The sequence below is a fragment of the Paenibacillus sp. BAC0078 genome (assembly GCF_054483875.1).
Genome location: NZ_JBTLRW010000001.1, coordinates 664,186 through 689,025 on the forward strand (window position 1 = coordinate 664,186; position 24,840 = coordinate 689,025).

The window sequence follows — 24,840 nt, forward strand, 5'->3', positions numbered from 1 at the left end:
CGGGTTCTCGATGTGTATGTACTGTATCCTTCCTGAACAGTTTGCTGTGAAAATGGTCTAATGGTTTTTTTGAAACCAGGAAATATTTTTAGAATTGACATTATCTTTAGTATGCCAATTTTAGATAGCACATTTAAAAACCAAAAGTACTTAACCGCAACTAGTTGTCCTTTAATATGTTCTTCCGGGAAGCGCGTAGTCATTTCATCTTCATGCATTGAATCAACAAGGATTATTCCTCATATAACTCTGATATACACCGCTCATTGGTCCGTGGAAACGGTCCCAATTCACTCCATCCATAACCCGCACGGTCATACACGATTACTTTCATTTTCCCCTTCGATTATGCAAAATAACTTATGATCTCCGACATTTATGAATTTTCCATTATCAATTTGCACTTTCTCATCCTTTCCAATTTAGTGATGCCATTAAGCATTCATTCTCTAATTTTACCATAAAAAAGAAACTACTACTCTTTCGCGTTCTCCCCCTTCCAATCTTAAGATTTCCGTTAGAATTCCTTAAGTAATTAGTTAAATCGCAGCGGATATTTTCGCCTACACTTATGGAGTCGTGTCCAGTTTTATTACAAAGGGGAGCTTTAGATGGAAAAGTTAAAAACTTATGCTTTTGGTCGGCCTGTAATGTTTTCTATTATTTTGATTGTTGTGTCAGTTGCCTTTACGTTCATACCTTTAGATCCTTTGTTGGTGTCTTTGTTAGGCCAGCAATCTAGTGAATATGCAACAGGTATAATTGAGCAGGTACTAGTTAGTTTTGCTTTGATATGGGTTCTGAAGCGGTGGGGGTTATTGAAAAGCGCAGGATTTACCCGTCCGAACTGGAAGGGATTGTGGATTTACTGGCCTATAGTCATGTACACGCTACTTAATGGGGCAGATTTTATATTTGGCAATATTGTTATAAATACCTCAAGACCAGTCATAATTGTATTGTTCATCTTAACTTATCTGTCTACGGGATTATTTGAAGAGGTACTATGCCGCGGTGCTGTATTGTCTGTAATGCTGCGTAAATGGGGGGCAACCCGAAGAGGATGTTATGCTGCGGTGATAATATCCAGTGTATTGTTTGGTTCCGCGCATATCATCCATTATTTTCTTCATCATTCTTCATTACTTGCTACCCTTACACAAATGACTTATGGAATATTTATCGGTGTGTTTTTTGCGGCCTGTATGATCAGGAACAAGAGCATATTTCCAGCAATGCTTGCTCATGGTGTATTTGATATCTTTGGTAGTCTTCAAGAGCACAAAACTTATCTTACTATGACCGTCAGTAACTCCGTAATCTCAATTCTAATATTTCTGCCCTTATTTATTTATGGACTTGTTATCCTCCGCAAAGCAACACCTTCTGCAGATCACGGATCTAATGGATAGAGTTAATTTATACCTGCCGCTATAATAGTCATATTACAGAGTGTTAGTTGTGAGGGATCTACTATGGAGCAATATAGTATTCTAATTATTGATGATGAACAGGAAATTGTTGAGTTAATTGAGATTTATCTTGTCAATGAAGGGTATCGGGTATTTACAGCATTTAATGGAACTGAGGGTTTGGACATTCTGAACCATCAGAAGATAGATCTGGTTGTGCTCGATATTATGATGCCGGGAATAGATGGAATGGAGACCTGCAGAAGGATAAGGCAGACCATGAACCTGCCCATTATTATGCTAAGCGCCAAGTCGCAGGATATGGACAAGATTCTCGGGCTTGGGCTTGGTGCGGATGATTATTTATCCAAACCTTTTAATCCAATGGAGCTTATTGCACGGATCAAATCACAGTTAAGACGTTATATCATTTTAAATGTACCCAATCAACAAAAGAATGAGGATAACGTCATTCATATCAAGGGTCTAGTGATCAATAAAAATAATCATTCCGTCTCCACTGACCACGGTGAGATCAATTTAACTCCAACCGAATATGAAATACTGTTATTGCTCGCTAGTAGTCCCGGCACTGTTTTTAGTGCAGAACAAATTTTTGAAGCGGTGTGGAAAGAAAAATATTTTGAATCTAACAATACAATCATGGTTCATATTTGGAGATTACGAGAAAAGGTAGAGAAGCTACCAAAAAAACCTGAGATCATCGAAACCGTGTGGGGAGTTGGCTACAAAATTGAAAAATAAACTGGGCACCATACGCTACAAGTTGATCCTGATCTTTTTTACCAGCGCGGCTTTGACCGGTTTATGTATGTTTTTAATATTCACTGCCTTAATCAAGGCGTCCGAAAACCACCCCTTCGCGGTATTTTTCATGCAAAATTATATTGTATTTTCCCTGATACTGTTCGTCATTCTTGTCTTGCTGATGATTGGATTTCTTCTGCTGATGACCAGAAAAAGCATCGTATATCTCGAAGATATAACGAAAACACTGGAAACCATCTCGAAAGGCGATTTGGAAGTCAACATTCCGGTAAAAAGCTCCGACGAGCTCGGAAAATTGGCCACCACCGTCAATAGCATGGTTTATAAATTAAAAATTTTGATGGAGGAAGAAAAAAGCTGGGAAAAAACCAAAAACGATTTGATTACAAATTTATCGCATGACCTAAGAACACCCTTGACCTCTATCCTTGGGTATATGGAATTGATTGCGAACCTAAAATACACGGATGAAGAAAACTTGAAGCACTATGCCGGTATAACCTTCCAAAAGTGCAATGAACTCAAAGTTCTAATTGACAATCTTTTTGAATATTCAAAGCTGACGAATTCGGAATTAACCATCAATAAGCACATGCTGAATCTGGGAGAACTTGTGGAGCAAGTAATCCTTGGATTCATCCCTGCATTAAGTGAGGCAGAAATGGAGTACAGACTATTTTTCAGCAATGAAAAAATTATGATGAACGCAGACCCGCTGCTATTGGTCCGGGTATTTGACAACCTGATTAGCAACGCCATCAAGTATGGCAGTGAAGGGAAATACCTTGATATAGAGCTAAGTAAAGCCAACAATGAAGCGCTCATACGAATTATTAACTATGGGGAGCCGATACCAGATGGGGATTTGCCCTTTGTATTTGAACGATTCTATAAAGCCGATAAATCCCGCCTTGAACAGACCAATGGATCAGGACTAGGGCTTGCTATTGTAAAGAGCATTATTGAGATGCATGGCGGTACGGTTACGGTGAGTAATTGGGATGGTAGGACTGCTTTTGAGGTTAGGTTTGGGGTATGAGTGTGCTGCAATAGAGAGAGGGATTTCTAAGGTTGACCAAACTAGACATCCCCCATTACCTAATCATAGCTGTACTTGTATTGGCTTAGAATTTCGGACAATGTTTCTATATCAGCCTTTAATGAATCTATTATGCAATCTAATTCATAGTGTAATTTAACATGTTGCTTCCAAAAGTCCTCCTCAATTCTAACAATTGTATATAGTAGGTCACCTACAAATAATTCCCCTGAATTAAATGGATTATTGGCAAGTCTATAAAGTGCGATTGGCACTAAATATTCTAGTGAAATTTGCTGGAGGATCATGAGTCTGAAATCTTCATTAGTCCAATATTGTAAGGGTAGCTTTCTTAATTCATGAGCCTTAATTATTAGACCTGTTGAATGAGCTGGGGCCTCCCCCCAATCTATTTGCTCAAGTTCATCCAGACACTTGTTGAAATCAATATCCTTTAAATTCATATAGAACCTCCCTTCCGCACAATAGAATCCATATTTTAGTTATATGAGGTTAACGTGCATTTATTGTTCTTATATAAAAGCCAAATCGTGACTTTGTCGTTAGACTTAATCGGTGCAGGGTTGTAAAAGTCTTACATAGAAATGCCTCCAATGGACCGAGAGCGCAATGCTCAAAGTGTAAATACTGAGTTAGGTGAAGTACTAATGTACGTTACAAATCATTTTTAAAGAACTCCATTAGGCTTACTTCTTCTTCCCAATAGCTCTCTTCAATATGAAAATGTAATTCTGAACCTAAAAATCTAAAATGAGAAGGGGTTACAAATCCAAACAGTTCAGCCCTTAATAATAATCTTTACTTTCTAGGGGGGTAACTGCAATATTAACTGTTCTATCTTATGCTAAAGATAATGGTAGTGTATTCTTAGGCCTATCTATATTTTCAAAAAAAAATATTGTTAACTCTTCTCAATTTTTCTTATGACATTAACTCTAGTGCTGCACATGCTTTATAAAGCACCTTCCAGTAACTTCCACCTCCTTGAGCATAGTTAAAGAATAATAATGAGGAAATTTATAAAATCATTAGCATTCTCTAATAAATTCATTTTCAATCTCATATTAACTCCTAAAATAATAGTTATTTCTGCTCATACGGTTCGACGAATCTGATCATTTTCCATTTTTATGGCATATAATTCCAATTTCTTCTCAATCTTTTTTTCATCTTCAGCAGAAAGAGTATTTCTGTAATCTCTTAAGCTTATAACCATACCTCTAAATATTAAATCAATGAAATATCCAGAATATACTTTTTCATCATTTATACTCACTATAAGATTATTAATTGCTTTTATTAAATCAGCTGTAGTTTCTATATTTCTAACTCCAAGTTTATCGCATATATCTCTCACCCCATTATGATCTAGAGTGGTTTTTTGTATTATTAAAATCAAACAACTGTATAAGTTTTCTAATTCGTTCCTTTGATAAACGTCGTCTTTATAAGTGGAGTAGAATAATTGTAGAACAGTAATTTTATCCAATAAAGCATCATTGCTTATAAAAGGTAATTCAAATGCATAGTTGCTAATTTGAAAGTTATATCTAAATTCATCATAAGTGATTTTTTTTCTAAATAAGCGGTTTTTATTTTCAGAATAAAAATAGATAACGTATGGTATCAATTCATTGATTAACCAACGATATGCTTTTTCAGGTGACCAAAAATGATTTTGCTCAAAATCCGATATTTGTTTATTCCAGAAAAATTCATCTGTCCAAACTAACCAAACTTGCTCCTGATGAGAAATAACAAAGTCATTTCGTTCGACTTCCGCATGAACAAACAAGCGAAATTCTCCCTTTGACTTATCATAGATTTTAATCATGGAGCCTCTACCATCAAAAATATGCCACTCAGTATTTCCTCGATCATAATCAAACTCTCTACAAAATTTCAACAATAAAAACCAAAGTTGTTTATTAACTTTAAAAAGTTTTAGTCTATTTTTATAATTAGATTTATTGAAAAGATCCATTCTAAAAAATTCATATAACTTTCTGGCTTCTTCCATATACAAATTATAGTAATCATCGATAATTTCGATCAGTTGTTCAACTTCCTTCCTTTCCAAAGGAATTCTTACATTAGCTAGATCTACATAATAAATATCCGGGTTTAGTACATCTGAGTGTATAATGTAACTTCTTATTGTGTGCTCTATTTTTGTTTTAGCTCCTTCAAATAGTATACTCATTATTTGAGAGTGGTTGAGCGTAACCATGCAATCTCTCAAACGGAGATTACTAAACGTGATCAGGCAACTTCCTTTCATATCTGGATATTGTGGGAGAAAGCCCATTAAATGAACATTTGAAAGACTTCTTTTAAATATATATTGATGAGATGTTTGTTGAACTTCCCTTACAACTTCGAATGGTTTTTCATTTGCTAGTTGATTATAAAGTTCTTCGAGCTTTTCTTTAGTATCATATTCTCTCAAACGTGCAGATAATTTTATAAATTGCCTATCATCTTTATATTCACTTGCTAATTGTTCAATTTTATTTTTTATTTCTTGCACCTTATTTATACTCTTGTCTAGAATACGCTTTTCTAAATAAGTCAGGGGATATACATTTTTATTTTTGGATAAATTAGCATTAGGCGAACAAGGTACTAAGTTATATAAAGAGTTAACATTAAAATTTTCAGTAAATTCGAAATCCTTCGTTATTTTTTCTAGATCCTTATCATTAATAAACTCTGGAATAATATGATCAATATGCATATCCTTAAATCTAATAGGTAGCCCATCGTAATAACACCTACCTTCATATACTATAAATAGTGCTGCACGAACTAGAAATTTATTTTTATCGAAAGATTCATGCATTTTTGTTAATCCTTTCTTAACTATTAATATTTTATATTGTTTTAGCTGCTTCATTCTAATAAAAGCCGCATCGTATTAGCAAAGAATTCCAAACATATGGAAGAACTTTTGTACATCTATGATTTTCTTAATAACTCAACCATATTTAACTCTGACTCCTCCTAGATTCACTTAATAAAACACCAATTCACCTTATACTAAGTAATAGCATGTACACTAATCGCTTTTCGCGGACCCAGGAGCTGCTAGGCTCCGATGCGTGAATATTTTGTTATCAGAAATTCAGTTCATCATTGAACTACTTTAACTTTAAACTTTGTGACTTCATTGTTAATTAGAGCAAATACTTCAATACAATCATTCAATAAATTAGTGATTGTAGCGCCGATATCAATATCCGATTGCCCATAAAAACCTCTATGTACTACTTTATTTCTTAATGAAGCAATTATTTCCCATTCACTTAGAAATCTATTGAATCCAGCAGGCTCAAGTATTTCTTTTACTTTCACGCCACTTAATTTATAAAATAAAGAAATTCTCTTTTGTCTACCTTGAAACGAATCCATTAGTACTTCAGCTGCTTGACTTGATTTTACATGTTGATTAACTAATTTATTCAAGGTTTCTTCTAATAGCATCTCAAGTAATGTACTTACGAAAACTATTGCAACCTTTCTTTGTAATCATCTAATGTCTGCTTCTTAACTATGTCGATTAGAATTAAAACATCAATAGCTGGCCAGTACTCTCTAGACTCATTAATAGCTCCACAGCATGGAGCTGGATTACTAAGATTTGTTGTAAAATGCTTTTTTTCTTTGAATATCAATTCACATGTAGGACATCTCTTGTATCCTGTCAATTCCAAATTCTCATCCCCTAAGGTTTAATTGACTTTCTGATACGCTCTTGTATTCACGACGCCTCATCGACTTAAGTACCAACAGAGTGGCTGCGATGCGGTTAGTCGGTGCAGATGTGTCCGCCCGGATCACCTGACCTGAAGCGTGAATACTATGTTATAGGATGTCAGCGCCTTCCTGAATAGCTCTAGCATCTTCAATAAAACTAAATCTCTTGAAGAGTTTATAAGTAATTTCATAGTCTTCGATATCTTTTGCCACGAACTTATTTGACACAACTAGTACAAGCATTTCAAGACAGGAAAACAAGCGATAAAAGTTAATTGGGATATAATAGTCTTTATTAACACCATGTAAAATACTGTGTCTATTTAAAGAATAGTTTGTACTGGATTTATATAAATAATCAACTCCATATCGTTCAAACGAAACGAACATATCCATAGCCTCATCAATTTTTATTAAAACTTCGTCATTATAGTAATCGCTAGGCAAAATAATCTGTTTATTTCCCTTCTTAAATAATACATTTTCTTTCCATTGTTCTTTCCGATACTTTATTGCTCCACAAAATGCACTTGATGAACCCTGCTTATTGTAAGACACTTGAACACTATCACAGAACTCGCGTGAAATTCCTTCAACAACTGTTAGTAGCAACGTGATTGCTCCAGCATACTTTTTGAATAAAAAGCATTCAATTGATTCCTCAATCAATGACATATAACCTTTTATTAAATCCGCATCCCTATACGTGCTTGTTAACTGAGATGCAAAATAATCAGTATTGTAAGTACTGTTATATAAAATTTCTAAGTCATCTAGTTCTTTTTTTTTAATCATTTCATAAATGATTCTCATTTGAATATAAGGCGGTAAAACCCATTGATAATCTTCTCGCAATTTTTGTCCAAGTGTTGCTTTTTGAGAGATTATTTCGCTAGGAGTGAGCATTGGAATAACATAGTCAAATTTCTCGTTTTTTTTGATTTCCAATGACTTATACGTACTTGTCCTTCCCCAACTGGAAATCTTTATATCCAATTCATCGTTAAATCTTGATTGCATTTTTTGAACCATTTGTTCGTCAGTGAAAGATTCTCGTTTAAGAACATTATTGAAATACTGATAATAACTATTTAATAATTTGTCTGACATATTATCCACCAATCATATGAGTATTTGCACTGATTTCCTATAATGTCTCAGTATTCACGAACCAGAGAACCTTAAGGAGAACTGTCGGCCGCGACTACGGTTAGGTTTGCAGGGTGTCCGCCTAAAGCAAGCTTGCTTTTGACTTACTATTCATTAATGAATAAGTTACATACCAAATCTCAGGACTAAAAATATTTATTTTATCCCACTTATCAAAATTGCTGACTGGTAAATTAAGAATTCCATCTTCAGTCTGTAAAGCAAAGTATCCAATGATATCCGTCTTTAAAAAGTTGATACTTATTCGATATTCACTTAAACGGGAAGTCCCCACTTTTTTGTTCTATCCAATTATAACCAGTGATTGCTTTCAACAATTAATCCTTTGGACATTCAACAGCAAGATCCCAGTCATTTACTGAGTTAATTTAATTTAAGTAGTATAACAATCCACTGCCGCCAAGAGAATGTGATATATTTATTATTGTCTTCTAATCGATTTATTATTGGTAATATCTCTTGATAATTCTTAGGGGTTCTCCTTTAAAGTACTTGCCTCAATTGCATATAACGTTCTTGTATTCACGACGTCCGGTAGCTCCCGCTTCCCCAAGATCCCTCTGCCGGACTGATGGGCATATGCCCGATGCGTGAATTACTGTTAGACGGAGTTATCTTTATCGTTGAATATTATTTAATTCAAGAAATTCTTTGAGATTTTCAGGAAAGATCAAATCTCCGAAATCAGATGTTTCTTTAATTATTCTCCAAATCCTTGCGCTATTTTTATCATTTGAGTCATAACCTATAACAGACTCTAGTTTCGGAACGTTAAAATGTATCTTGTCAAAAGATGCTTCTTTAATCAATCTCCAATTTGTAGTTATCATCGCTCTTTTAGTTTTTTCACTTAACGGTTCACCTTTTAAATTAAAAGCTCTAATATTTGCCAACTCAGCATTATAGATATCGCTTTCTTTAAGTTCTTCAATTGATTCAAAAGAGAGTTTTGTCGAAAAATCATCTTCAAAGTCAAAATCATTGATAGCAAAATAATCTATTCCGAAGTGCTTGCATAGCCTAATTAAAATTGAAGCGGTTATTTTCCCATGATGAGGCACTATAGCAATGTTATTAAAATTCAAATAAGTTTCTGAGTACTTATTATCATTGGTAAGTTCAAATACTTTTCTTCTGATAATTTCTTTGTAAGTCATCAAATCATTTGGACCTTCTACAAGTAAAACCTTTTTGCTGAATATTATTTTGTTAAGATTTGGTTCGATTAGTTTGATGTAATTATTGTAATCATCAATTTCAGAAAGCAAATCATTAAAAACTTCATCGTTTTCTTCGCTCTTGAGAAACTCATTATTATGTTTATTATATTTAAGTACTGTTTGTTTAGTGTCTTCATCAAATTCAAAACGAATTAACCCTCTAGTATCAAAGACATCCAACATTTTGTCAGAATGTGTAGTATAGATTACTTGGTGTTCTTTTTCCGCTAGCCCACAAAGAACAGTCTTATAGAAATATTCTTGATGGTTTTCATGTAAAAAGCTTTCAGGCTCTTCAAATAAAAAAAGACACTTATCAGTCTCATTGCTCTCTGCAATCGCTTGAATAACTGCCATGACAAACATAGAAATGTAGCCATCTCCAAAATGGTTGATCGGTACAAGGTTCTCCATATCACCATTAAGACCAATTTTGAACATCATTTCTAAAAATATGTCCTCGTATTCAGGCAACCCAAATTCAATATGACACTGGTTTTGTCTTAAGTTAGTCGAATAATTGGTTTGGATTCTAGTTAAAAATTCATTTAAGCTGGAGTCAGCCATTACTCTATCAGTAGAGCATTTTACCTCCTCTTTGAATATATCTTTTCTTCCTGCCATTACGTCATCTCTATCAACTATACTTTTGATATGTTTCGCCAGAAATGAAGATAGGTTTCCCCAACTTGTTTTCTTTGTTGATATTTCTTTTTTAATTTCGTGAAAGTTTATGTAGAATATTTTAAAATATTTAGCTGCACCAAATGAGCTATATATTTGTCTTGTTCTCTTCCCATCCTCGTAAGAGTTAATTCTAGCGCTTTCTATTTCATTGCCATCGAGTTCGATATCCAAAAAATGATATCCAGTAAGATTTGCTATCTTTCCATCCACTTTATATTCGCTACTACTGCTCATTTTTGTTGCTATTAGAGGTATATTATCATAGCTACGATTATGAAAATCATTAATTGTAAAGCTATCTTTAGTGACATACCTTTCTGTTATTCCATATAAAATTGAATTCAAAAAATTTGTCTTTCCTGCGTTGTTGTATCCCACAATAGCTACTGGTTTTTTATAATCTTCTTTAGGAAAATGAACTACAACTTTGTTTCCAAAAGATCTATAATTTTTAATTATTATGTCTTCTATACGGATATAGCTCATATAGTTCTACTCCTTTATTATTGATAATTTCGTCAAACGTAATATTCACGAAGTTCGCCAATCTACAAAATACAATTAAATAAACGAACAAACCGATAATCTAATTGTACCTATAGACTATTCTCTTATTATACTATGAAATGGAAAAATATAACGAATGGTATTCTTTCACCTCCAAACAAAAAGCCTCCGCCAATTCCAATGGCGAAAGCATCTTAATATTGATTAACGCAAACATCCCATCAATCACAGGTGGAATAGCCCGAAACACATACTATTGTTTTGTTCTACGAATAACTTTTATCCGGAACCTTCCGCTTTAAACTTAATTACACTCTGGCACCATTATAGCTGAACTGTATTTATGTATAACACAATGATTGTTTTTACGAAGCAGTCAGGCGCATAGTTAAGTGTTCACATGCTTTTTCATATAGAGTAACTTCTGTTTTCCCTCTCAAACCTCAAACTTTTCTCCGAACCCATCTACTCATTACCTGACCTTTTAACTCTTTTCCCCTGAAACCCCGACAGCCTTCTCCCCCCCCCCCAACACCACAATCATCATCAAAGCCCCCATCCGAAACCCTTCCGTATACGCCGCCGCAGAATACATGGATGTCGTTTGCCCTAGCAAATCCATTAACTTCTCCAACTCATCGTACTCTTCTGGTGAGAGCTTTTTGTGATAGGCATCCATTAGCGAAGAAATCCTGCGGTTAAGGTTGTGATATTCGGAATTTGTAGGGTGTATGCTTTCGTCAGGTCTGATGTTTCCATAGAATAAGTTTTCCAAAATATTGCCCATGATTCTCCTCCTATGTATTGCAGATGTATGCTCCCGGGTACAGTGCCCTGTGTGTATCATACCTCATCTAATTGCTGCACATTGTATTTTAGCGATATAATCGCTAACATCCTTCATGCACCCTAAAGCAACATTATCCAAGAAACCTTCGATTGTTCATATTATAATAACCATACATTACTGAAAAAGAAGGTGCAGGCGGTGGCTCGTGAAGTTCGGACGGTCGTTTTTGATGCGGACTTGAGGCTTGAGGCGTATCAGTTTGAAGGGATTATGCAGAAGTTCCCGAACCATTTTCATGACTATTACGTCATTGGTTTTATTGAACGAGGCAAGAGAAGTCTCGTATGTAATCATAAGGAATACAGCCTGAGCAGCGGAGATGTGGTCATCTTTAATCCGCAGGACCCACACGCTTGTGAAGCGGTAGACGGGAGAGCCCTTGACTATCGGTGCATCAATATTCAGCCTGAGGTTATGCGGGAGTATGTGCAGGAAATTACGGGAAGCAACGTTTTGCCGCGATTTACACAGCCCGTTCTCTACCAGAGTGAGCTGGCGTTGTCCTTGCATGAGCTGCACCTTATGATTTTGGAGAGTCAGTCCGATTTTCAAAAAGAAGAATTGTTCATGTTCCTCCTGGAGCAGCTTCTGAGAGATTATACAGACACTGAACCTCCTTGCCCTACACGGGAGCTTACTGCTGAAATTAAAATCATCTGTGAATATATAGAGTCCCATTATGCGCACAGCATTACCCTGAATCAGTTAAGCGAGCTGGCAGGCATCAGCAAATATCACTTGCTGCGTTTATTTACCAAGCAAAAAGGAATATCGCCGTATTGTTACCTGGAAACCGTTCGAATTAACCATGCCAAAAAGCTTTTAGAACAAGGAGCGCTTCCTATCGAAGTGGCCTCTCAGACCGGGTTCAGTGACCAGAGCCATTTTACTAATTTCTTCAAAAAACTGATCGGCTTAACCCCTAAGCAATATATGCGCATATTTGTTCAGTCACCAGAGGCCACATCATGATGGATCAGCGTAAGGCCACCACTGGACACCTGCTCGCATTCATTACGATTGTGATCTGGGGAACTACCTTCATCTCCACCAAAATACTGTTAACGGACTTTTCCCCCGTTGAAATTCTGCTGTTCCGCTTTCTCATAGGGTACGTTGTGCTGTCTCTTATCTATCCGCGTCCAATAAGGACTGCAACGTTTAAAGAGGAACTGCTGTTTATTGCGGCTGGGCTGTGCGGGGTGACTTTATATTTTCTAATCGAGAATATAGCCCTTGTCTATACGCTGGCTTCCAACGTAGGAGTGATTGTATCCATTGCTCCATTTCTCACGGCGGTGTTGGCTCATTTCTTTTTAGAGGAAGAGAAATTGAATGTTCAATTTGTTACCGGATTTGTGATTGCGCTGGCAGGAATTATATTCATCGGGCTAAACGGTAGTTTTGTTTTACAACTGAATCCTGTCGGAGACCTGTTAGCCATGCTCGCCCCTGCTGTCTGGGCAATTTATTCTGTGTTGATGCGAAAAGTAAGCGGGCTGAAGGTTCACCCCATTGGGGCTACGCGCAGAGTGTTCTTTTATGGACTGGCGGGTATGTTGCCTGCAGTATTTCTGTCGGAATTCCAGCTTGGCCTGGACAGATTCAGTAAAATCTCAAATGTAACGAACCTTTTATACTTAGGGCTGGGAGCATCGGCCTTATGTTTTGTGACCTGGAACCGGGTGGTAGGTATCTTGGGAGCGGTAAAAACAAGCGTGCACATCTACATTGTGCCAGTAGTAACAGTCGCGGCCTCTGCCCTTATTTTGCATGAAAAGATCACTTGGGCAACCATAGTGGGAGCCTTCCTGACTCTGACCGGTTCCTATATTTCCGAACGCAAAATCAAAACGACCCCCAAGGAGAGGATCGCTGTGAGGAGTATGGAATGATCACTGCTTGCAAATATTACATTTCCTTTGCATTTAACATTACATTAATACTATGCAGTTCAATCCTGTCATTCTCTGCCCGGTTGTCTGAATACTCATGTTCCTTGTCAATAATGATCTCATTTCTGTTTAAGAACCCAAGCAACCTAACGGCTTCCTTTCTTATACTATCCATGTAAGTATCAAACTCGATAGGATCTCTCTTTAGAATCTCCTTGTACTCGTCGGATGTCATAATGAAGGTTAATGCAATATATCTTAGAAAATTGTAACTATCACAGTACTCGTCATACAGCATTGCCAACGTTTCCAACGTCTCAGCTTCATCTTCATTAGTTAAGAGATCATTTAGAGCCAGCTCTAGTCGCTCTTGTTCAAATTGGCCAAAATTGATCAGTCTTCTGATTTGTTTTTCCGTTTCGTGATATGCAAATTTGTCTTTATAGTCTCTGGAGATGAGTTCGTAGTATTCATTTTTACCAAAAATCTCTTCCAATTCAACATTCTCATACACCCATTGCTCGAAGTTCAAAATTGACTGCTCATTCTTCTTATTACTAATGAAATAATACAAATAACGTTCCGCCGAGATTTTATCCATTAATTTCTTGAGGCAACGAAAATGTTCCATCCAGGTTAGGCTCGAACGCAACAGTCTTCAATACGGCATCCAGATTGAGCTCTCCGTATATATGCGGATATTCGCTTCCTTCGTTGTATAGGTCTTCCCATTTGACTTCAGACTTTACTTTTGACTCCTCAATGCAGAGTAGAATCAACCCTTTTACACCTTTAAAATTGTAATCTGCGACGGCTACCATTTTTGCAACCGGTGAACAATGAATGAAGCCTTCGGTCTCTAGGGTGTTTCCTTTATAGACTCCGTTCACAACCGCTGCTTCCCATTCGGTTCTCAATACAGCATGTAAGAATATCATCATGAAACCCCTCCTATTAAATATTGGTATATGTACCAGTTTAGTAAACAAGCTCTAAAAGATCAAAAAGTATCTTGGGACCCTTCTAGTATATCTCGCATACTCATCACCAAACATAGAATACAAATGCTTTTCCTCTTGCAATATTAATAAGTGAAAGGCAAGCAGATTCATGACCAATACAATCAAGGTAAAGAGGTTGGCATAGGTAACGAATAGACCCACAAACATCAAGTTAAAGCCTACAAAAGCAGGATTTCTGCTGAATCTATAGATACCGTCCGTTACAAGCGATGTTCTTGTGGTTTTATCTATCCCTACTCTCCAGGAGCTTTTCATATAAACTATTGCTGCAATAAATATTCCTACTCCTACAGCTGTTATCATTATGCCGATATATGTTGTGTAGATATTACCAAACATGAACCCGATAACAGAGGATATTTGCTCATGAAATATGATCTCAGCAGCCCAAGCCAGCAGCCACAATGCACTTGATACTTTAACCAACAATTCTGCACTATAAATTGAAAAATCTTTATTTCTTTTCGCTAATACATTAGCATGAATTTTCTCTCTTTGCTTCAACAATACCAGTTTGATTATGTATGCTGCCCCAAAAGCAACTAGCAAGACCAAAGAAATAATATCTGTTATCTGCATATTTATTCCTCCTATAAAATGAACATCTGAACAATCATTCATATATATTATAATACATTATGTATTAACAAAAAAACAAACTATTTATTCGATGAGGATGAAGCACGTGAAAATTCTTATTTATGGCACGGGTGCAATTGGACGGATCTCTATCTTTAGCAAAAAACCGGAGCAGCGTCAGCAGCGCCCCCCGCTATTATCAGAGCGCTGCTGTGCGGTGAAAATAAAGTATTGTTCCCCATTAGTTCAAAGAACTTAATTTTTCCTTCTAACTCATCCATGCGCTACTGACATTCAGTTGTCAGTAGTGTTTTTGTATAATCTAGGTATTAGAAAGCCAAAGATGATATTACAACTTTGCTTAAAGAGATTACTGAGGAGAACTTACTATGGAAACTAATAATAATCCATTTATTTTTGAAACACCCCTCATTGAAGGTGTAATTTGCAGACGACGAAATCGATTCATTATGGAAGTTGAGGTTGACGGAGTAATTATTGATTGCCATTGTCCCACTACAGGTCGTATTGGTGATATCGTTTTTCGTGACGTCCCATGCTTGCTTTCAAAAAGCAATAATTTATCAAGAAAGACCCTTTATACAGTGGAGGCAATTTCAGTTGATTTACCATCCAGTGTAAATAAATCATGGATAGGAATCAATCAGAATGCAGCAAATAGATATGTGGAACATTTTATAAAAAGCGGCCAGCTTTCTAGTATGGTGATTAATGGTGAAGCAATAAAAAGAGAACAAAAAGTAGGCAACTCCAAACTTGATTTTCTTGTAGGTAATACTTACATTGAGGTCAAAACACCCCTTACGCGATTGCAGGTCGAGGTTAAGGAACATATCGAAACTAAGGAAGGAAGCAGCTTCACCTCATTTGAACGATTCATAAAGCACATTGGAGAATTGGCCCATAGTTTGAATGAAAATGACAAAGCAATCCTGTTAGTATGTTTCATCTATGATAGTTCTAAATATATTGGCTCATCGGGTGGGAAATATAGCAGCTATATCCGGAATTCTGTGCAATCATCAATAAACCAAGGGGTTGAGGTGTGGCAGGTTAACTTTAAAATAACCCCTACAGAAGTAAATCTCATACGTTATTTTGAAACAACGAAAGATATTATAAATGGTTGAATTCTAAGCAAGGGAGTGCAGCTTTAATTGAATAAAACAGAGCGTCTTTTAGCGATTGTGGTGGAATTACAGCGAAGCAAATTGCTGACAGCTGATGAATTAGCAGAGGTCTTAGGGGTCAGTGTAAGAACGATCTATCGAGATATGCAGGCTTTGAGTGAAGCAGGTGTTCCCATAATTGGTGAGACAGGATTAGGTTATTCTTTAATGGAAGGCTATTTTCTTCCACCAATTAGTTTTACTGTAGAAGAGGCAGTATCACTTCTTCTTGGCGCTGAATTCATAGAAAAACGTTTTGATCCTGCTTTTCGCAATAGTGCTCGCTCTTCCCGCAGAAAAATAGAAGCAATTCTTTCAGGTCCCATCCGTGAGGAGACAAACCGAATACAAGGGAGCATCCGTCTGCTCCAAAAAGATGAAATGGTCATGATGACGCGGGAGAAAGTAAACTTGGGAATCATTCGTGAAGCCATGCTGGAGGGAAAAAAACTTCGTTTCACCTATCACAAGCGGGTTGCTGAAGCTGATGGGAACAGGGTAACTGTGCGAACTGTATCGCCATTCGGATTGGCGCATGATGAGCAGAATGGCTGGCTGTTACTTGCTTCCTGTGACCTGCGGGAGGATATTCGCCATTTTCGAGTCTCCCGAATCAGTGACCCTACCTTGACAGATGAAACGTTTCAGCCTCCCGATAACTTCAACCTTCAATCCTATCGACCGAAGGATACCCGTAGCATACGGGTCTGCGCACTTTTCAATCCAGAAATCACCGATAAAGTTGAAGAAGCCAACAACTATTATATGGAGACTGCCGAATCTAAAGAGGACGGTTACCATGTCACTTTTCGTGTCCGCGAGCCGGAAGAATTGCTGAGTTGGATTCTTGGATGGGGGGCAGATGTGGTAGTCACTGAACCTGAATCCTTCAAAAACCGGGTAAGAGAAGAAATCGAGAAAATGAAAGAACGCTACTGACATACTGTTGGCAATAGGGGTCTTGTATAATCAAGATATACAAAATGAAAGCGAGGTTATTTACATGACTTTATAATGAAACGAATGGTTATACGAATAACATAAACAACCCCACATACAAAGGAGGACATTACATTATGTCAGCAATTGGACCCGACTTCATTTCACTTCAAGTGAGCAATCTTGAAGGCTCTGCAGAATTCTATCAAAACTATCTCGGACTGGTCCGTTCACAGGCGGGACCACCTCATGCTGTGGTCTTTGAAACAAAGCCTATTGCATTTGCTCTTCGTGACCTAATGCCAGGAACAGAACTCGGTTCAGGTACTCAGCCTGGACTTGGTGTCGCTCTGTGGCTTCATGCCCCTGATACGCAAGAAATCCACGACAAGCTTGTTGCAGCAGGTGTAAAGATTACATCTGCACCAATAGATGGACCATTCGGGCGAACCTTTACCTTTGCCGACCCAGACGGTTACCTAGTTACCCTTCACAGTAAAGCCTAATACGCAAATGTGTGATAACTTCCTCTGTCGCAGGGAGCCAAGTGATTATTACAGCATTAAGACCGTGTTCCTAAAAGTGATATGCTCCCCATACGGTAGACAGGTGAAATAATAAACCCTGTTACTGTGAGGGGAGTTTTTTCATGTCGACGAATTGTCAAGCTAAGTGCAACACTTCTTCCTGAAACGATTCAGTTCTCACATCCCTGTTTTGGAGTTATCCTTAGTTAGAGTCTCGCAAACGTGATGTAATCAACTTGGACAGGCTCTGCCGATTCGATCCGAAGTGCCCGGTTGATCTGTCCCCGGTGATATTGCCCATGTAAGAGGACCTGCGACAGGATGTCCCGGACGGACGTTCGGAACGGAAGTCCGCTCTGGTTCGCATAGTCGATCATCTCGTCCAAATCGGATTCCTCGAGCCCTTCGATATAGACGCGATATTGCTCGGCGTTTTCTTCGAACATCGTCCGGATCGCCGTCAGGTCTTCCGCTTCCTCCCACAACGAATATTGCGCGCTGCCCCTGCCCTGCAATCGGGACAGCCAGACTCGTTCCGCGACCGCGACATGCCGAACCAGCTTCAGAAGGTCCTTGTTCTTCGTCTCACTCTCCTCAAGCGCGTCCAAGATGCGTCCGTCCGCCCAGTACAGGTGGTCCATCATGCACTTGATCGTCTTCATTTCGGTTTCCCCCTCTTCGTCTCGTCTAATAGTTTATTTTCTTTTAACAGCCGCAATCCGCTGCTGTATGTGCGGGAACAGCCCAAAGGCATTTTCGTAAAATACCTTCTCGTGATGCTGCTCAGGGATGAGCCGGCGGACGAATTCCGCGTACAGGTCAATTGGCGCAAGCGGCCAATCGGTGCCGAACAGCATTTTCTCGTAATGATCGGAGTACACCAGCGCCCGGCGAAAATGATCCATGAACAAGGGTTCGTTCATGAACCGTTCGAAATGGGGCCGATCGCCGACGACAAGGCCGGACAAATCGGCATAAACGTTCGGATTCTTGGCGACTACTTCAGCAGCATCCATCACCCAGGGATCGCCCAGATGGCAGATCATAAAGTTCACGCCGCGCTGCTGATAGGCTAATTCATCCACGGTAAGGGGATGCGAATATTTGAGCAAGCCATTCATTGAATACGTATCGCCGGTATGAATGACCACGGGCATGCCATATTTGGCTGCCAGCTCATAGACCGGTGTATAGATTTTGTCATAGACGTAATGATGATAGTACCCGGCATACAGCTTGATTCCCGCTACCTCAGGAGCTTGCAGCCGCGCTTCGATCCGGTCCAATTCCTCTTGGGCATGGTCCCCTGTGAGCCTGTTCGGATTGATGCCAACGCATTCCATTAAGAACAGCGGAACGCTGTCTTCCAAATCAAGACCCATCGGATTGGGAGAAGTCGAGTCGGGGAAGGCCCCCTTCGTCTGCTCCGTGACCCCCATACCAATGCCGAGGATGACGTTGTTCTTGTCAAACTCCGCCTTAAGGCCAGCGGCCGTATAATCGACTTTGGACAGCTCCACCGCTGTCTGATGAAAGCTGTTGATGTCCGACAAATGGATGTGAATGTCAATGATCGGCATTTGAGGTCTCCTTATCGTCAGTTGGACTGGCAAAGGTCAGCTTCATAAGGCCGCGTACATCCTCTTGATTCAGAGCGGTCTCCCCCAAGATCAGGAAAGTCGGCTGCGCCCAAGCGGTTTCTCCATTCAGAAGTGTAAAATCGTGATTCACACTATGAACGAATGCCTTATTGTTCACATACATTAAATCCTTCTGATTGGGGGAACTCTTAACAATATGCAGCATATCTTTACGTGAAGCCGCGCCAATGCGCATGATCGCTTTGAAATCAAATTGAGCGTCCGTCTTCCCAAGAAGGAACTTGCCCTCCTCGGGGAACTCCATCCATCCTTCAGAAAAGGCAGACGAAGGCTTGAAGTAGCTATCCCCCGCAAGCGAATACCTCGGGAGAACCATTCCACTTCTGTTGGTCACCGAATGCAGCACACAGAGCACAGGGACGCCGGGCAGCATAAGGTAATGCTGGTTGATCGTGATCCCGCGGTTTGCTTCCTGCTTCTCGATAGAAGTAGTTAATCGCAGTCCCTTCCAGACGTTGCCGAGATCATCAATCTGCTTCACCCATGCCGCGGTTCTCGGCTCCTCCTGCTGGCTGAATCCGCCCATGCCGGAAATCTCCACGCCCAGTCCACCGTGCCAAGGATTCCACCAGGAAAGCGGGACCGCTTCCGGATAGGAGCTATTCAGCCATTCTTCACCTTGGTACTTCAGGGAATGCACAACGCTGCCGAATCCAGGGGCAGCTGCTATCGAGAGCACTCCGTTGTTCACCGTGTAAATGGAACCTGCGGGACCTTCTTCCAGCTCACATACAACGGTTGCATCCGTCTGAGAGAACCAGAGACCGGACCGCTCCTGAACACGATCTTCCCCGAGGTAGACGACCCGGACCTTCCGGCCCGATTCGCTGCTTCCCGGCGATTCTGTATCCTCAAGAGATAACTCAAAGCTTGCGGAGCGCAAATCCTGCTCTCTTTGCAGCTCCATGGCCGCCGCTCTCCGCTCCGTTCCGCCATCGATTTGTACATACAGTTCGAGGCTCCCTGCAAGCGGAGTCATCTTTCGTTCGATTAGTTCTGCCTTTAGCGCTCCCGCCGCAAACGGATTCCCGCCGCCAAGCGTTAATTCAAGGTGGCCGCTCAGCACCGGCACAACCGAATCCCGCTGCTTCCGGGCGAAGGAGCGGAATTCACTCCACTCGGTGAAGGTGTTAAGGGCAAAGACAGTCGCCTTTGTCCGCACGACATCTCCGGCAGAAATCCGGCCAAGATTATGCTCCAGCCCAAACGGGTATTCCGGGCGGAGCAGCTTCAGTGAAGGGTCCCAGCAAATGCCGTATGTGCTGTTCTTGTCCTGGGAGAACAGCCAGTTCTCTGTGATCTGAGCACTGTCCCAATAATCCGGGTGACTGGAGTAAACATCGCCCATGTCCACATATTGGCCCTGGTATGGCAGGATGAGCCGTTTGCCAAAGAAGCCGAAATTCGTCAGCACGTATACGTTCTCATCCAGCGCTGTGCTGCTGGTATTGCGGATTTCATGATGAAACTCAGCAATTCCGTTCGGGAGCAGCTTGGCTACCGCTTTTATCTCTAGGCCCAGGAATTCTTCCGACTCATAGAGGGCTTCGAGAACCTGGCTCTCCCCTATCGAATAAATCTTCACTTCTTTGGCCTGCTTCTTGGAAAACTCCTCGGCGAACGGCTTGCCCAGCTTCGGATAGGTCCACCAGAAGTTGTGGCTGGAGCCGGGGCATTCAATCCACATCCCATTGCCGCTCTTGCTCATATGTAGGGAGAATGCACCGTTCACGGCAACCCACTGATCATCATCCTGCCCCCCAAAGCGGCCATGCGCGCCCTTCATTAGGACGGAAAGCTTGCTTGTGAAGGAAACCGCCTGCTTTCCAGCCGGAACAGCCGTCACCTGAACATCTTGTGAGTAGAGCCCGTAAGATTGCAGGGTGAAGGGTACCGGGACAGAGGATTTGCTTTTGGCCGGAACCGTGAAGCGTACCGTACGATCGCCCCATTTCAGGAATTCATCCTCCGGCAGTTCAAAAGCGAACTCCGCTTCCGAGGCAAAATTATTCTCCACGTTCAGGTACAGCTCAGCCGGAAGGCTCGGATACAGCGCCTTGGATGGCAACGCTATCTTCATCTTGGCCGGAAATTTCGGAGCGACGCCAATGCGGAACTCAGCCCGCTTGCCGCCGATGATCCACTTGCTCATAACAACCGGATGGGTCTTCTTATCATTCTGCTCTTCCCGGACAGGATCAAGCTCGAAATCCCCCTCCACGATGACTGTCTCTCCCGGAGCAAGCGTTCGCGCAGCAGATAAGGCAAACCGGATGTTCTTGTCATTCTGTCCCTTGATCTCAATCGCCAGCCCGGACGCAGAGCGATTCTTGATATGATAGCGGATCTTGTAGGCGGAGCCGAATACGAGATCGTGGTCTTCTATCTCAGTAGAGATTTCATAGTCGGGTGTGTCAAGGGCGGTCAGCCCTCTACCGGTCTTCTCGAATTCCGCCCGCAAGATGAGTTCTCCCTTTTGCCAAGTGTAATCAAAGTAATCAAAGCCACGTTCCCGGCGGCCATCCGGCTCAATAGGGAGTTCGCGGGTGCTGTCTGCATACCAATCCAGCTCCTCGAAATAGGGAGAAAGCGCTTCCGTCTGCAAAACGGTTGGAATGAAGTTCATCAGATGGACGGAATCCTCATTTTTTTCCCAGAAGAACCCGCATTTCTTATACATTGGCACAGCCTTGGTGTTGCCTGCCCAGGTAAACAGATCAAGGCGCGGCCAGCCGGCTTCGACGGTTAGGCGGACAGCGTTCAAAATCAGATTGCGGCCTACCTTGCAGCCGTGATAATCAGGGCGCACATTCAATAGCGGTACGTACAAAGCCCCTTCGTCTTGCCGGTAGTGGGCAAAGCTGCAGAAGCCGACCACCTCCTTGCCATCGACGGCGAGGAACACATGAAGATTGGACGACACCTCCATCTCCCGGCGCACACTGTCCTCTGTTCTCTGATTGGTGCCCCCGCCCCAGCTCTCGCTGCTGCGGTTCCACATCTCAGCAACCGCTCCAGCGTAGGAAGGATCGTATTCGATAATGCGGATTTGCTCCGCAGTCGTATTTACTGTCATGAACTCATCTCCTTTTTTACAAATATGAATCCTGGTTGATTATCGACTGCCCTATGTCATGCAAATGCTGTAATTGCTTTTCATTTAATGTATCTTTATCAGAGAATTGCATGTGGTAGACATAGGAATATAAATGCCTGTAGTTGATAAAATAATCGACTTGTGTCCATATCTCTTTCACCGGGTTATTAACTAAATAACCGTCCATGAATGCATTGAAGAATTGTTAATTGTGATGATGGAGATCACCATGAATGATTCTGTAATTAGCCGGGGATTTCTGCATATTCCTAAGTTCACTATTATATTGCGCCCATTTCTCGCTAATCCTCGAATCCAAACGGTCTGTGTTCATTGTATATATTTTTTGTTCCGTCCAATCAGGGAACTCACGGCTTCCTGTAAAAGATTGCGTTAGAGCATGCATACTCGCCATTCCCATTCCCCAACGGGCAAATAGCTTGCTGTTCCACACTTGTTCGTCATTGATATCAACATGCTTCCCTGCCGCTTTCTTATAGGCCACACAAAAATAATCTCCAGCTAACCGGTTAATTTATGAATCGTTGTTATTTAGCTTGATAGGGACCACAGTATTTACGTTATTATTATGCAGGTGTTCAACCCATTCAATTTCTGATAACACCTGTCGTTCATCATTCAATGCTTGATTAAAAATTTTTACGACTAAGGGCTCTTCAGTGGAGATTTCATACACATTTTGATAGTACCCGCCAATTAAGTGAACCTGCGAAGCCTGGCAACCCAGTAATTCAATCATTTGACGTATTACAGATTTTTCTACCATCATTCAGCCCCTTTCCTTCATAGTCATATCATACTATCAATTGGAAGAATATTCATCAATGCCAAAAACAACTATAACCATTCAGTATCTATCTGGTGTGCCAATCCAATGTTATATTTGGGTTGCAAATTTCGGTAACATCGTGAGGAGAAGATAGCTATGGATGAAAGTATGAAGAACAAATTGCTTGAAAAAAATGAACAACTCATAAGCATGGTCACCAAGCGCGCCAAACGTGATTTTCCGGAAGATATCGCCATTATCGGGCTCTCGGGTTCGTTCTCAACGGGGGATTTCCATGAAAAGAGTGACCTTGATCTGATTATTATCAATAATACAGACAGAGGTTGGGAGATATCGTCCTGCTTTATCTTGGGTGATGTTGGATATGATATTTACTGTACTCCCTGGGATACCCGCATAGAGGCGCAAGCGAATCTTGAGAGCCCAATGGTATCCTGTCTTACCAATATGAAGGTGCTCTACTGCGCCAAACCTGAGTATTTGGATAGATTGAAAGCTTATCAGAACAAGGCACTCGATGAACTCGCAAAACCAATTGGTGCAGCGTCTCTTGCAAGGGCACAGAAGTATATTAATAGTGCAAAGCAGTACTATTCCGAAGCTTTGTTGTCAGATGAAATTGGGGCTGTAAGAAATGCATCAGGCTGGCTGGCTATTGAAATTATGAATGCGATAAACTGCCTGAATAATACATGCTTTCAGCATGGTATTAAGAGATATCTCGATGAGCTGCGCCCATTGAAGTATTTACCAGGGAACTTTGAGAAGTCATATATGGACATCATAGATGCCAAATCGGTTGCGGAAATCAGAAATGCGGCTTTCATTTTATTGAAGGATACTACCGGGCTATATGACAAAATGAATGCCGAACTGATCGAACATCCGGTTCCAACCTATGATAACCTTAAAGGTACGTATGAAGAACTGTGGTGCAATCTGAGAAACAAGGTAATTAACAGCACACAAGCAAAGGATAAGTCATATGCTTTTCTTACCGCTATAAGCGCTCAAGATTATCTGGATGAGATGACAGCAGGCAGAGGAACAAGAAAATTCGATGTCATGAAATATTTCGCCTCTGACGCTCTGGATACATTTAGAGAAAGCTTTATGCAGATTATGGATGATTACCTTGATGAATATACGAAGGTTGGCAGAGAGGTTGTCCGCTACGATTCTTTTGAAGAATTATACAAAGCCTATATGGGCAGCGTATGATGGAAAAAATAAACCCATGTCACGATGACATGGGTTTATTGAACGGATAATCCACAACAATGACACTTTCGATCAAGCTGCCTACGTGCTGCATAAATTGCTGATGCAGCGGATGATGGAAATAGTTCTGGCTCGCCTGTTTGTCTTCGAAGGTAATCCGAATTCCAACGGTATATCCATTTCTATTCTCGACTTCTTCCGTAACATTGATGCCTGCGCTTAACTCAATAATACCGGGAATAGAAGCTTTGAAGGATTTTACGGTCTGGATGACTTCATTCTGTTGTTCCTCCGTGCTGCTGCTGTTAAATTTAAAAAGAACGATATGCTCGTACATGATGAATCCTCCATTCGATTATTTACTACAGTCTTTGTCCTCATTGATTCTAATCATGGGATGACATAAGCTATTGTATACAGAACTCCACTCGTCAGGAAGAGATTTGG

General features: G+C 40.3%; 24 protein-coding genes. 9 read left to right on the plus strand and 15 right to left on the minus strand.

The window, feature by feature from the left end; all coding sequences use genetic code 11:
* Positions 1 to 611 precede the first annotated feature (611 nt).
* The 3 genes from ACX1DY_RS03035 to ACX1DY_RS03045 all read left to right on the plus strand — a co-directional run bounded on the left by ACX1DY_RS03035 (position 612) and on the right by ACX1DY_RS03045 (position 3,240).
* Positions 612 to 1,412 carry a CPBP family intramembrane glutamic endopeptidase gene (locus ACX1DY_RS03035; protein ID WP_458962697.1) on the plus strand — a complete coding sequence of 267 codons (801 nt, stop codon included), beginning with the start codon at positions 612 to 614 and terminating at the stop codon, positions 1,410 to 1,412.
* Between the two features lie 63 nt (positions 1,413 to 1,475).
* Positions 1,476 to 2,177 (plus strand): response regulator, encoded by a 702-nt coding sequence (locus ACX1DY_RS03040; protein WP_458962698.1) that lies wholly within the window; start codon positions 1,476 to 1,478, stop codon positions 2,175 to 2,177.
* A complete protein-coding gene (locus tag ACX1DY_RS03045) occupies positions 2,167 to 3,240 on the plus strand; it encodes a sensor histidine kinase (protein ID WP_458962699.1) in 1,074 nt (357 codons plus the stop codon). The genes ACX1DY_RS03040 and ACX1DY_RS03045 overlap by 11 nt, the downstream gene beginning before the upstream one ends.
* Before the next feature lie 59 nt (positions 3,241 to 3,299).
* Here ACX1DY_RS03045 and ACX1DY_RS03050 read toward each other — a convergent pair whose 3' ends face one another.
* From ACX1DY_RS03050 to ACX1DY_RS03075, 6 genes are all read right to left on the minus strand, one after another.
* Positions 3,300 to 3,704, minus strand: coding sequence for a contact-dependent growth inhibition system immunity protein (locus ACX1DY_RS03050; RefSeq protein WP_458962700.1), 405 nt, complete (start codon positions 3,702 to 3,704; stop codon positions 3,300 to 3,302).
* A gap of 650 nt (positions 3,705 to 4,354) precedes the next feature.
* On the minus strand, positions 4,355 to 6,157 hold the full coding sequence (locus tag ACX1DY_RS03055; RefSeq protein ID WP_458962701.1) for an HNH endonuclease: 1,803 nt from the start codon (positions 6,155 to 6,157) through the stop codon (positions 4,355 to 4,357).
* Positions 6,158 to 6,393: 236 nt separating this feature from the next.
* The gene (locus ACX1DY_RS03060; protein WP_458962702.1) at positions 6,394 to 6,726 is read right to left on the minus strand and encodes a hypothetical protein; all 333 of its coding nucleotides are present in this window, start codon (positions 6,724 to 6,726) and stop codon (positions 6,394 to 6,396) included.
* A 399-nt stretch (positions 6,727 to 7,125) separates the two neighbouring features.
* Positions 7,126 to 8,127, minus strand: a complete 1,002-nt coding sequence (locus ACX1DY_RS03065; RefSeq protein WP_458962703.1) for a hypothetical protein — start codon at positions 8,125 to 8,127, stop codon at positions 7,126 to 7,128.
* A gap of 677 nt (positions 8,128 to 8,804) precedes the next feature.
* Positions 8,805 to 10,580: an ATP-dependent nuclease gene (locus ACX1DY_RS03070; RefSeq protein WP_458962704.1), complete on the minus strand. Its 1,776-nt coding sequence runs from the start codon at positions 10,578 to 10,580 to the stop codon at positions 8,805 to 8,807.
* Between the two features lie 505 nt (positions 10,581 to 11,085).
* Positions 11,086 to 11,388 (minus strand): DUF6809 family protein, encoded by a 303-nt coding sequence (locus ACX1DY_RS03075; RefSeq protein WP_458962705.1) that lies wholly within the window; start codon positions 11,386 to 11,388, stop codon positions 11,086 to 11,088.
* Between the two features lie 201 nt (positions 11,389 to 11,589).
* Here ACX1DY_RS03075 and ACX1DY_RS03080 point away from each other — a divergent pair, with 201 nt between their 5' ends.
* Both ACX1DY_RS03080 and ACX1DY_RS03085 read left to right on the plus strand, forming a co-directional pair.
* Positions 11,590 to 12,423: an AraC family ligand binding domain-containing protein gene (locus ACX1DY_RS03080; RefSeq protein WP_458962706.1), complete on the plus strand. Its 834-nt coding sequence runs from the start codon at positions 11,590 to 11,592 to the stop codon at positions 12,421 to 12,423.
* Positions 12,423 to 13,346, plus strand: coding sequence for a DMT family transporter (locus ACX1DY_RS03085; protein ID WP_458962828.1), 924 nt, complete (start codon positions 12,423 to 12,425; stop codon positions 13,344 to 13,346). Before ACX1DY_RS03080 ends, ACX1DY_RS03085 begins: the two co-directional genes overlap by 1 nt.
* A gap of 16 nt (positions 13,347 to 13,362) precedes the next feature.
* Here ACX1DY_RS03085 and ACX1DY_RS03090 read toward each other — a convergent pair whose 3' ends face one another.
* From ACX1DY_RS03090 to ACX1DY_RS03100, 3 genes are all read right to left on the minus strand, one after another.
* Entirely contained in the window at positions 13,363 to 13,878 is a 516-nt protein-coding gene (locus tag ACX1DY_RS03090) for a hypothetical protein (protein ID WP_458962707.1), read from the minus strand.
* A 61-nt stretch (positions 13,879 to 13,939) separates the two neighbouring features.
* Positions 13,940 to 14,287: a DUF952 domain-containing protein gene (locus ACX1DY_RS03095; RefSeq protein ID WP_458962708.1), complete on the minus strand. Its 348-nt coding sequence runs from the start codon at positions 14,285 to 14,287 to the stop codon at positions 13,940 to 13,942.
* Between the two features lie 51 nt (positions 14,288 to 14,338).
* Positions 14,339 to 14,947 carry a methyltransferase family protein gene (locus ACX1DY_RS03100; protein WP_458962709.1) on the minus strand — a complete coding sequence of 203 codons (609 nt, stop codon included), beginning with the start codon at positions 14,945 to 14,947 and terminating at the stop codon, positions 14,339 to 14,341.
* A 389-nt stretch (positions 14,948 to 15,336) separates the two neighbouring features.
* Between ACX1DY_RS03100 and ACX1DY_RS03105 the strand changes: the two genes are divergently transcribed.
* From ACX1DY_RS03105 to ACX1DY_RS03115, 3 genes are all read left to right on the plus strand, one after another.
* A complete protein-coding gene (locus tag ACX1DY_RS03105) occupies positions 15,337 to 16,098 on the plus strand; it encodes a DNA/RNA nuclease SfsA (RefSeq protein ID WP_458962710.1) in 762 nt (253 codons plus the stop codon).
* 27 nt (positions 16,099 to 16,125) lie between these two features.
* Positions 16,126 to 17,076 (plus strand): helix-turn-helix transcriptional regulator, encoded by a 951-nt coding sequence (locus tag ACX1DY_RS03110; protein WP_458962711.1) that lies wholly within the window; start codon positions 16,126 to 16,128, stop codon positions 17,074 to 17,076.
* Between the two features lie 137 nt (positions 17,077 to 17,213).
* Complete coding sequence (locus tag ACX1DY_RS03115; protein WP_458962712.1) at positions 17,214 to 17,582, plus strand: VOC family protein; 369 nt, start codon at positions 17,214 to 17,216, stop codon at positions 17,580 to 17,582.
* A gap of 227 nt (positions 17,583 to 17,809) precedes the next feature.
* Here the strand turns inward: ACX1DY_RS03115 and ACX1DY_RS03120 are convergent, their stop codons facing one another.
* From ACX1DY_RS03120 to ACX1DY_RS03140, 5 genes are all read right to left on the minus strand, one after another.
* Complete coding sequence (locus tag ACX1DY_RS03120; protein WP_458962713.1) at positions 17,810 to 18,265, minus strand: DinB family protein; 456 nt, start codon at positions 18,263 to 18,265, stop codon at positions 17,810 to 17,812.
* Positions 18,266 to 18,298: 33 nt separating this feature from the next.
* Positions 18,299 to 19,183, minus strand: a complete 885-nt coding sequence (locus ACX1DY_RS03125; RefSeq protein ID WP_458962714.1) for an amidohydrolase family protein — start codon at positions 19,181 to 19,183, stop codon at positions 18,299 to 18,301.
* Positions 19,170 to 22,340, minus strand: a complete 3,171-nt coding sequence (locus tag ACX1DY_RS03130) for a GNAT family N-acetyltransferase (protein WP_458962715.1) — start codon at positions 22,338 to 22,340, stop codon at positions 19,170 to 19,172. Before ACX1DY_RS03130 ends, ACX1DY_RS03125 begins: the two co-directional genes overlap by 14 nt.
* A gap of 226 nt (positions 22,341 to 22,566) precedes the next feature.
* Positions 22,567 to 22,866 (minus strand): hypothetical protein, encoded by a 300-nt coding sequence (locus tag ACX1DY_RS03135; RefSeq protein ID WP_458962716.1) that lies wholly within the window; start codon positions 22,864 to 22,866, stop codon positions 22,567 to 22,569.
* 30 nt (positions 22,867 to 22,896) lie between these two features.
* The gene (locus ACX1DY_RS03140) at positions 22,897 to 23,151 is read right to left on the minus strand and encodes a hypothetical protein (RefSeq protein WP_458962717.1); all 255 of its coding nucleotides are present in this window, start codon (positions 23,149 to 23,151) and stop codon (positions 22,897 to 22,899) included.
* A gap of 156 nt (positions 23,152 to 23,307) precedes the next feature.
* Between ACX1DY_RS03140 and ACX1DY_RS03145 the strand changes: the two genes are divergently transcribed.
* Complete coding sequence (locus ACX1DY_RS03145) at positions 23,308 to 24,393, plus strand: nucleotidyltransferase domain-containing protein (protein WP_458962718.1); 1,086 nt, start codon at positions 23,308 to 23,310, stop codon at positions 24,391 to 24,393.
* A gap of 19 nt (positions 24,394 to 24,412) precedes the next feature.
* On the opposite strand, the gene ACX1DY_RS03150 is transcribed toward ACX1DY_RS03145, so the two are convergent.
* Positions 24,413 to 24,730: a Dabb family protein gene (locus ACX1DY_RS03150; protein ID WP_458962719.1), complete on the minus strand. Its 318-nt coding sequence runs from the start codon at positions 24,728 to 24,730 to the stop codon at positions 24,413 to 24,415.
* Positions 24,731 to 24,840 lie beyond the last annotated feature (110 nt).

Coding starts and splice junctions, on each gene's coding strand:
- ACX1DY_RS03095 (WP_458962708.1), bottom strand. CDS start 14,287: ATGATGATATTCTTACATGCTGTATTGAGAACCGAATGGGAAGCAGCG.
- ACX1DY_RS03050 (WP_458962700.1), bottom strand. CDS start 3,704: ATGAATTTAAAGGATATTGATTTCAACAAGTGTCTGGATGAACTTGAG.
- ACX1DY_RS03105 (WP_458962710.1), top strand. CDS start 15,337: ATGGAAACTAATAATAATCCATTTATTTTTGAAACACCCCTCATTGAA.
- ACX1DY_RS03075 (WP_458962705.1), bottom strand. CDS start 11,388: ATGGGCAATATTTTGGAAAACTTATTCTATGGAAACATCAGACCTGAC.
- ACX1DY_RS03120 (WP_458962713.1), bottom strand. CDS start 18,265: ATGAAGACGATCAAGTGCATGATGGACCACCTGTACTGGGCGGACGGA.
- ACX1DY_RS03040 (WP_458962698.1), top strand. CDS start 1,476: ATGGAGCAATATAGTATTCTAATTATTGATGATGAACAGGAAATTGTT.
- ACX1DY_RS03055 (WP_458962701.1), bottom strand. CDS start 6,157: ATGAAGCAGCTAAAACAATATAAAATATTAATAGTTAAGAAAGGATTA.
- ACX1DY_RS03065 (WP_458962703.1), bottom strand. CDS start 8,127: ATGTCAGACAAATTATTAAATAGTTATTATCAGTATTTCAATAATGTT.
- ACX1DY_RS03035 (WP_458962697.1), top strand. CDS start 612: ATGGAAAAGTTAAAAACTTATGCTTTTGGTCGGCCTGTAATGTTTTCT.
- ACX1DY_RS03125 (WP_458962714.1), bottom strand. CDS start 19,183: ATGCCGATCATTGACATTCACATCCATTTGTCGGACATCAACAGCTTT.
- ACX1DY_RS03130 (WP_458962715.1), bottom strand. CDS start 22,340: ATGACAGTAAATACGACTGCGGAGCAAATCCGCATTATCGAATACGAT.
- ACX1DY_RS03145 (WP_458962718.1), top strand. CDS start 23,308: ATGGATGAAAGTATGAAGAACAAATTGCTTGAAAAAAATGAACAACTC.
- ACX1DY_RS03150 (WP_458962719.1), bottom strand. CDS start 24,730: ATGTACGAGCATATCGTTCTTTTTAAATTTAACAGCAGCAGCACGGAG.
- ACX1DY_RS03070 (WP_458962704.1), bottom strand. CDS start 10,580: ATGAGCTATATCCGTATAGAAGACATAATAATTAAAAATTATAGATCT.
- ACX1DY_RS03140 (WP_458962717.1), bottom strand. CDS start 23,151: ATGATGGTAGAAAAATCTGTAATACGTCAAATGATTGAATTACTGGGT.
- ACX1DY_RS03100 (WP_458962709.1), bottom strand. CDS start 14,947: ATGCAGATAACAGATATTATTTCTTTGGTCTTGCTAGTTGCTTTTGGG.
- ACX1DY_RS03085 (WP_458962828.1), top strand. CDS start 12,423: ATGGATCAGCGTAAGGCCACCACTGGACACCTGCTCGCATTCATTACG.
- ACX1DY_RS03115 (WP_458962712.1), top strand. CDS start 17,214: ATGTCAGCAATTGGACCCGACTTCATTTCACTTCAAGTGAGCAATCTT.